Source organism: Leucobacter chromiiresistens, from assembly GCF_001477055.1.
In the GTDB taxonomy this organism is placed as follows: Bacteria; Actinomycetota; Actinomycetes; order Actinomycetales; family Microbacteriaceae; genus Leucobacter; species Leucobacter chromiiresistens_A.
In genome coordinates this window covers 1-6,631 of the sequence record NZ_LDRK01000097.1, presented here as the reverse complement: position 1 = coordinate 6,631, position 6,631 = coordinate 1, and the positions used below count along the sequence as shown (strand labels likewise).

The 6,631-nt window shown below is 72.4% G+C and carries 6 protein-coding genes; 3 read left to right on the top strand and 3 right to left on the bottom strand.

All coding sequences use genetic code 11. From position 1 onward, the window contains the following. Positions 1–123: 123 nt before the first annotated feature. Positions 124–780: an FMN-dependent NADH-azoreductase gene (locus NS354_RS11215; RefSeq protein ID WP_058594570.1), complete on the bottom strand. Its 657-nt coding sequence runs from the start codon at positions 778–780 to the stop codon at positions 124–126. Between the two features lie 78 nt (positions 781–858). Here NS354_RS11215 and NS354_RS11210 point away from each other — a divergent pair, with 78 nt between their 5' ends. Beyond that, positions 859–1,203: a winged helix-turn-helix transcriptional regulator gene (locus NS354_RS11210; protein ID WP_058594569.1), complete on the top strand. Its 345-nt coding sequence runs from the start codon at positions 859–861 to the stop codon at positions 1,201–1,203. A 100-nt stretch (positions 1,204–1,303) separates the two neighbouring features. On the opposite strand, the gene NS354_RS11205 is transcribed toward NS354_RS11210, so the two are convergent. Together NS354_RS11205 and NS354_RS11200 are read right to left on the bottom strand one after the other, a co-directional pair. Next, on the bottom strand, positions 1,304–2,743 hold the full coding sequence (locus tag NS354_RS11205; protein ID WP_058594568.1) for an MFS transporter: 1,440 nt from the start codon (positions 2,741–2,743) through the stop codon (positions 1,304–1,306). Between the two features lie 90 nt (positions 2,744–2,833). Further along, positions 2,834–3,970 carry a 3-isopropylmalate dehydrogenase gene (locus NS354_RS11200; protein WP_058594567.1) on the bottom strand — a complete coding sequence of 379 codons (1,137 nt, stop codon included), beginning with the start codon at positions 3,968–3,970 and terminating at the stop codon, positions 2,834–2,836. Between the two features lie 147 nt (positions 3,971–4,117). Between NS354_RS11200 and NS354_RS11195 the strand changes: the two genes are divergently transcribed. Continuing rightward, positions 4,118–5,590 (top strand): aldehyde dehydrogenase family protein, encoded by a 1,473-nt coding sequence (locus NS354_RS11195; protein ID WP_058594566.1) that lies wholly within the window; start codon positions 4,118–4,120, stop codon positions 5,588–5,590. A 64-nt stretch (positions 5,591–5,654) separates the two neighbouring features. Further along, complete coding sequence (locus NS354_RS11190) at positions 5,655–6,452, top strand: SDR family NAD(P)-dependent oxidoreductase (protein WP_058594565.1); 798 nt, start codon at positions 5,655–5,657, stop codon at positions 6,450–6,452. Positions 6,453–6,631: the final 179 nt, after the last annotated feature.

The window sequence follows — 6,631 nt, the reverse complement described above, 5'->3', positions numbered from 1 at the left end:
CGGGCCCGCCGAGCCCCTGCTGAGATGGCGTTCCCACGAGAGGGGCTCGGCGCGCGGGCAGGGGCTCGGCGCACGGGCATGGGCTCGGCGCACGGGCAGGGGCTCGGGGAGCGGCCCCGCCGGTCAGGCGGAGCGCTGCTCCCGGAGCTCGGCGAGTTCGCGGCCCGAGCGGGTCGCATCCTGCTCCGCCTGCTCCTTGAGCGACGCAGCGAGGTCGGCGAAGTCGTCGAGCGCGGGGTTCACGCCGACGAGCGTGAAGGGCCGCTCGACGATGCGCAGGTCGAGGCCCCAGACGTCTTCGAGCACGCGCCGCAACCACGGCGTCGAGTGGTCCCAGCCCTCCTTGGGGGTGCCGGGGCCGTAGTTGCCGCCGATGACCGTGATGAGCGTCGCCGGCTTGCCCTGCAGCGCCGTGCCCTGGGGGTCGATGCGCGGGTCGGTGTAGGCGACGTCGAACCAGGTCTTGAAGTGCTGCGAGGGGCCGTAGTTGTAGAGCGGCACGTCGAAGAGGAGCGCGTCGGCCGAGATGAGCTCATCGGCGAGGGCGGTGGCGAGGGCGCGTGCGTCGCGCTGCTCGGGGCTGCGCTCGTCTTCGGGGGTGAAGCCTCCGGTGACGGCCGCTCGCCAGACCTCGGCGGAGATCGGGTCGGCGGCGATGTCGCGGCGCACGACCGTCGAATCGGGGTGGGCGGCCGTCCATTCCTGCTCGACGCGGTCGCCGAGCGCGCGGCTCGCGGAGGTGGCGGGGAGGATGCTCGCATCCAGGCGGAAGAAGGTCACGCGGACTCCGTTCTACTGTGGTGAGTCGCTCGTATTTTCAGAGTGACTTCGGTGAGTGTAGCACCGTAGAATGGGGGCATGGCAGACCCCGCGCACGATCGGCACGAGTGCGATGCCGCAGTCAGCCTCGCATTCTCCGTGCTCGGAAAACGCTGGAACGGCATGATCATCGATGCACTCGGCGGGGGATCGCTCGCCTTCGCCGAGGTGCGGCGCGCGGTGCCGGGCATCAGCGATGCGGTGCTCTCCGATCGGCTCTCCGAACTCGCGGAGGTGCGGCTCATCTCGCGCACCGTGTCGCCCGGACCGCCGGTGTCGGTGACGTACGCCCTCACTCCCGGGGGCGAGCAGCTGGTGCCCGTGCTCGACGATCTGGGTCGCTGGGCCTCGGCCAACCTCGCACCCGCAGCGCCGCGCGAGTAGCTCGGCCGGCCGGCGGCGACCCCCGGGCTTCGCGATCCGCGATCCGCGACTCGGGCCGCGATCCGCGACTCGGGCATCGGCCGGCGCGCCGGTGCCGGTGTCAGCCGGGCAGGGCGGGGCGCCGCTCGCCGCCGAAGCTCGGGATCAGCAGCGACAGCACCAGGGCGGCCGCTCCCGCCGCGATCGCGAGCCAGAAGCAGACGTCGAATGCCGCGCGGCTCGGAATCGCCTGCCCGCCGAACTCCACCGTCATGGACGCGAGCACCCCGCCCATCACGGCGGAGGCGCTCGACGTGCCGATCGATCGGAAGAGCGCGTTCAGCCCGTTGGAGGCGCCCGTCTCGTGCGCGGGCACCGACCGCATGATGATCATCGGCATGGCGGCGAAGCTGAACCCGATGCCGACGCCGATGCAGAGGTTCGCGACGAACACGTGCCACACCTCGCTCGACCAGAGCAGCACGAAGACGTAGGCGAGCACGATCGCCGCGGTGCCGGCGGTGAAGAGCGGGCGGGGGCCGACCGTGCGCTCGAGCCAGCCCGAGAGCGGCGACAGGATCATCATCACGATCCCGGCCGGCATCACGACGAGTGCGGCCTCCATCATGTCGAGGCCGAAGCCGGAGCCCGAGGCGACGGGCAGCTCGAGCAGCTGCGGGAAGGCGACGTTCGACGAGAAGAGCGCGAACCCCATGCCGATCGCTGCGATGTTGGTGAACAGCACGGCGGGGCGGGCGGCGACCCGCAGATCGAGCAGCGGATCCCGTGCCCGCAGCTGGTACCAGCCCCAGAGCAGCAGTACGACGACGCCGCACGCGACCGTCGAGAGGGCGAGCGGCGACGCCCAGCCCCAGTGCGCGCCGCGGGAGACGAAGAGCAGCACGCCCGAGAGGCCCGCTGCGAGGCCGAGTGCACCGAGCACGTCGAGGCGGCCCGTCGAGCGCAGCACATCGCCCGGCACGCACCAGGCGATGAGCGGCACCCCCAGGGCGCCGAGCCCGGCTGCGAGCCAGAAGAGCGCGTGCCAGTCGGCGTGCAGCGCGAGGTACGCGGCGAGCGGCATGCCCACGGCGCCGCCCACGCCCATCGTCGCGCTCATGAGCGCGACCGCGGTGCCGAGGCGGCTCGGGGGCAGCACGTCTCGCATGATCGCGATGCCGAGCGGGATCACCCCGGTGACCGCGCCCTGCAGCGCCCGCCCGATGATCACGCCGACGATCGTGCCGGCGACCGCCGCGGTGACCGATCCGACGATGAGCAGGGCGAGCAGCACCAGCACGACCCGCTTCTTGCCGAAGAGGTCGCCGAGCCTGCCCGAGATCGGCGTCGCGATGGCGGCGACGAGCAGTGTGATCGTCACGACCCAGGAGGTGTCCTCGCGCGATGCGTCGAGCAGGCGCGGCAGCTCGGCCTGGAGGGGCACCACGAGCGTGAACATGAACGACGAGCAGAGGCCCGCGTACGCGAGCGCGGCGACGGTGGCCCAGCGCGCCGGGGTGCGGGAGAGGCGGTCTCTGCCTCTCCGATCCGCGCTCCCCATCCGATCAGCCTACCGGGGCGTGCGGGATCCGCGGGGCGGGTGAGGAGCGCCGGGCGGGATCCGGAGCGGGAGGCGTCAGCCCGCGACGCGTCAGCCCGCGGGGCGCGACGGTGCGAGGCCCGCGAGCACGCCGAGCAGCGAGTCGGGCACGAGGCCCGTGTCGGCGCGGCCGTCGCGCACGATCGCGGCGATCCTCGCTCCGAGCTCCGCCGTCGTCGCGCCCATGCCGGCGCCCGCGAGCGCCGGCAGGGATCCGAGCACCTCGACGGTCGCGGCCTCCACGGCGCGCGCGGCCTCGCCCTCGCCGAGGTGGCCGAGCATGAGCGCGAGCGAGAGGATCGCGCCGGCGGGGTTCGCCCAGCCCTTCCCGGCGATGTCGGGCGCCGAGCCGTGGATGGCCTCGAACATGCTGGGCGCGCTGCCGTCGAGGTTGAGGTTGGCGCTGGTCGCGACGCCGAGACCGCCCTGGATCACGGCGCCGAGGTCGGTGATGATGTCGCCGAACAGGTTGTCGGTGACGACGACGTCGAACCGCTCGGGGGTGAGCGGCAGGTGGAAGCACATCGCGTCGACGTGCACGTAGTCCACCTCGACCTCGGGGTAGCGCTCGCCGACATCTGCGACGACCTGCTGCCACAGCTGCCCGGCGGCGACCAGGATGTTGGTCTTGTGGCACAGCGTCAGCCTGCGGCGGCGCCCGACGGCGAGGCGGAACGCGAAGTCGACGACGCGCTCGATGCCGGCGCGCGTGTTGAGCGACTCCTGCATCGCGACGGCGTTCGGGGTGCCCGCGTGCACCGTCGATCCGCGGCCCACGTAGGCGCCCTCGGTGTTCTCGCGCACGATCACCATCTCGCAGCGCTCCGGTGTGAGGTCGGCGATCGGGGTCGGCACGCCGGGGTAGAGGCGCACGGGGCGCACGTTCGCGGCCTGCTGGAAGCGCTGGCGCATCTCGAGGATGAACCCGCGCTCGAGGATGCCGGGGGTGACGCGGGGGTCGCCCATGGAGCCGAACAGGATCGCCTCCTTGTCGCGCAGCTGCGCCTCGACCGCGTCGAAGAGCTCCCCGGTCTCGAGGTAGTGGTTGGCGCCCGCCGCGAAGGTGCTGCGCTCGGTGCGGAACCCGTAGCGCTCCTCCGCGGCGTCGAGCACGTCGAGCGCGCATCCGACGACTTCGGGGCCGATGCCGTCTCCGGGGAGTACGGCGATGGCGTAGCTCTTCGTCATGTCGGTCCTTTCGAGAACGTGCGGCCGCTCGCGCCTTGGAGATGGGCCTGTGGTGATCTATATTAAATGGTAAGACCACTCGGCGCGAAGGGTTCGTGTGCACGGCCGCACCCGAACGGATCCGCCACCAGCTGCAGAGGAACCGCCATGCCTGACGCACTCGATCTCATCGCGCCCGCCGGAGCACTGCCCATCGGCGCCGAGTGGCGCACGATGGAGGCGAGCGCGGAGATCGTCTTCCCCTTCGACGGCAGCGTCATCGGCCGAGCCCCCGTGAGCGGCCGGCAGGAGTCGCTCGACGCCCTCGACGCCGCCGAGCAGGCGCGAGCCGCCGTCGCCGCCCTCACCACCGCCCAGCGCAAGGCGATCCTCACCGACCTCACCGCCCGCGTGCGCGCCGAGGCCCAGCGCCTCGAAGACCTCCTCGTGCTCGAGACCGGCAAGCCGCGCGTCGACTGCCGCACCGAGGTGAACCGCACCATCGTCACGCTCGAGGCGACCGCGGAGGAGGTCTCGCACATCCACGGCGAGACCGTGCCCCTCGATCTCCAAGAGCTCGGCCGCGGCATGATCGGCTACTACACGCGCAAGCCCGCGGGCATCGTCATCGGCATCGCCGGCTTCAACTACCCGCTGCTGCTCGCCACGCACAAGCTCGCCCCCGCAATCGCGGCCGGCTGCCCCGTCATCATCAAACCCGCCCCCAACACGCCGCTCGCCACGATCGAACTGCTCGCCATCACCCGCGAGATCCTCGACGCGCACGGCGTGACCGCGGCCGCCGCACAGCTCGTCAACGGCGACCCCGTCGTCGGCGAGACGCTCGTGCGCGACCCCCGCGCCGCCGTGGTCTCGTTCACCGGATCGGCGAAGATCGGGCACCTCATCGCCCAGCAGGCCGCGCCTCGCAAGGCCGTGCTCGAGCTCGGCTCCAACACCGGCTTCATCGTCGCCGCCGACGCCGACCTCGAGGCCGCGGTCGACGCCGTGCTGCGCGGCGGCTTCTACGCCAACGGGCAGGCCTGCATCTCGGTGCAGCGCGTCGTGCTCGAGCGCGGGATCGCGGAGCGCTTCTCCGCGCGCCTCGTCGAGCGCATGCGCGAACTCGTCGTGGGCGACCCCCGCGACCTCGCCACGAACGTGGCGCCCGTGATCAACGCCGCATCGGGCGAGCGCATCCGCGCCATGATCGACCGCGCGCTCGCCGCAGGCGCCGAGCTGCTCACCGACGGACCGGGCGACGGCGCCGCAGCGCACCTGAACCCCGTGGTGCTCGGCGACGTTCCCGCCGACGTCGACGTGTGGTGCGAGGAGATCTTCGGGCCCGTCGTCTGCCTCACCGCCGTCGACTCCATCGACGCCGCGATCGACCTCGTCAACGACTCCCGCTACGGCTTGCAGGCCGCCGTCTACACGGCCTCGCTCGAGACCGCGTTCGCCGCGATCGACCGGCTCGAGGTCGGCGGGGTCGTCGTCAACGAGATCCCCGGCTTCCGCTCCGACATCATGCCGTACGGCGGCGTGAAGGACTCGGGCATCGGCCGCGAGGGGCCCCGATTCGCCATCGAGGAGTTCACCGTCACCCGCATGGCGATGATCCGCCCCCGGGCGCGCGGCTGACGCCGCACGGCGATCCCGCACCGCATTCCGAACCACATCCCGCACCGACCCTGGAGGCCCTCGCATGAGCCACACGCCGATCGACTACTCGCAGCTCTTCCGCCTCGACGGGCGCACCGTGGTCGTGATCGGCGCCGGCAGCGGCATCGGCCGCGAATCGGCGCAGGCGCTCGCCGCGCAGGGCGCGCACGTCGTGGTCGCCGATTACTCGCTCGAGGGGGCCGAGGCGACCGTCGCGCTCATCACCGAGCGCGGGGGAGTCGCCGAGGCGGTCGAGCTGAACGTGCTCGACGACGCCGCCGTGGAGGCCGCCGCCGAGCGCTTCGGCACCGCCTCCGCGCTGGTCTTCACCGCCGCGACGAACGTGCGCAAGCGCATGGACGATTACTCGCTCGACGAGTTCGACCGCGTCGTGAACCTCAACCTGCGCGCCTCGTTCCAGCTGATCCGCCGCTTCGGCGCCCGGTTCGCCGCCAACGGGGGAGGATCTATCGTGGGCTTCGCGTCGATCCGCGCGCAGGTCGTCGAGCCCGGCCAGGGCGTCTACGCCGCCACGAAGGCGGGCCTCGTGCAGCTCGCGAAGACCGCTGCCGCCGAGTACGGCGCGCAGGGCGTGCGCGTCAACGTGGTGGCCCCCGGCGTCGTCGAGACCCCGCTCACCGCGCAGATCAAGGCGAACGACGAGTGGTACGGGGCGTACGCCGAGAAGGCCGCGCTCGGCCGCTGGGCGCGCCCCGACGAGCTCGCCGGCGCCGTGGTCTACCTCGCCTCGGATGCGTCGTCGTTCGTGACGGGATCGACCCTCTTCGTCGACGGCGGCTGGACGGCGATCGACGGCCGCTTCACCCCGCCCGCCTCCTAGGGCGCGGCCCGCGCGCCCCTTCGCGGGCGCTCGGCGCGCCTGGCCCGCCCCTTCCCGGTCTCGGCGCGCCCCTTCCCGCGCCGAGACCGAGGGTTTCGCCTCAGCGCGATGGAATCTGCACGATGAAATCCCTCGCGCTCGGCTGAAACCCTCGGTCTCGACGGGGACAGGCGCGGGGG

Excerpts from the sequence above, each read along its gene's own strand:
- NS354_RS11210 (WP_058594569.1), top strand. The coding sequence starts at position 859 with ATGGCAGACCCCGCGCACGATCGGCACGAGTGCGATGCCGCAGTCAGC.
- NS354_RS11205 (WP_058594568.1), bottom strand. The coding sequence starts at position 2,743 with ATGGGGAGCGCGGATCGGAGAGGCAGAGACCGCCTCTCCCGCACCCCG.
- NS354_RS11200 (WP_058594567.1), bottom strand. The coding sequence starts at position 3,970 with ATGACGAAGAGCTACGCCATCGCCGTACTCCCCGGAGACGGCATCGGC.
- NS354_RS11195 (WP_058594566.1), top strand. The coding sequence starts at position 4,118 with ATGCCTGACGCACTCGATCTCATCGCGCCCGCCGGAGCACTGCCCATC.
- NS354_RS11190 (WP_058594565.1), top strand. The coding sequence starts at position 5,655 with ATGAGCCACACGCCGATCGACTACTCGCAGCTCTTCCGCCTCGACGGG.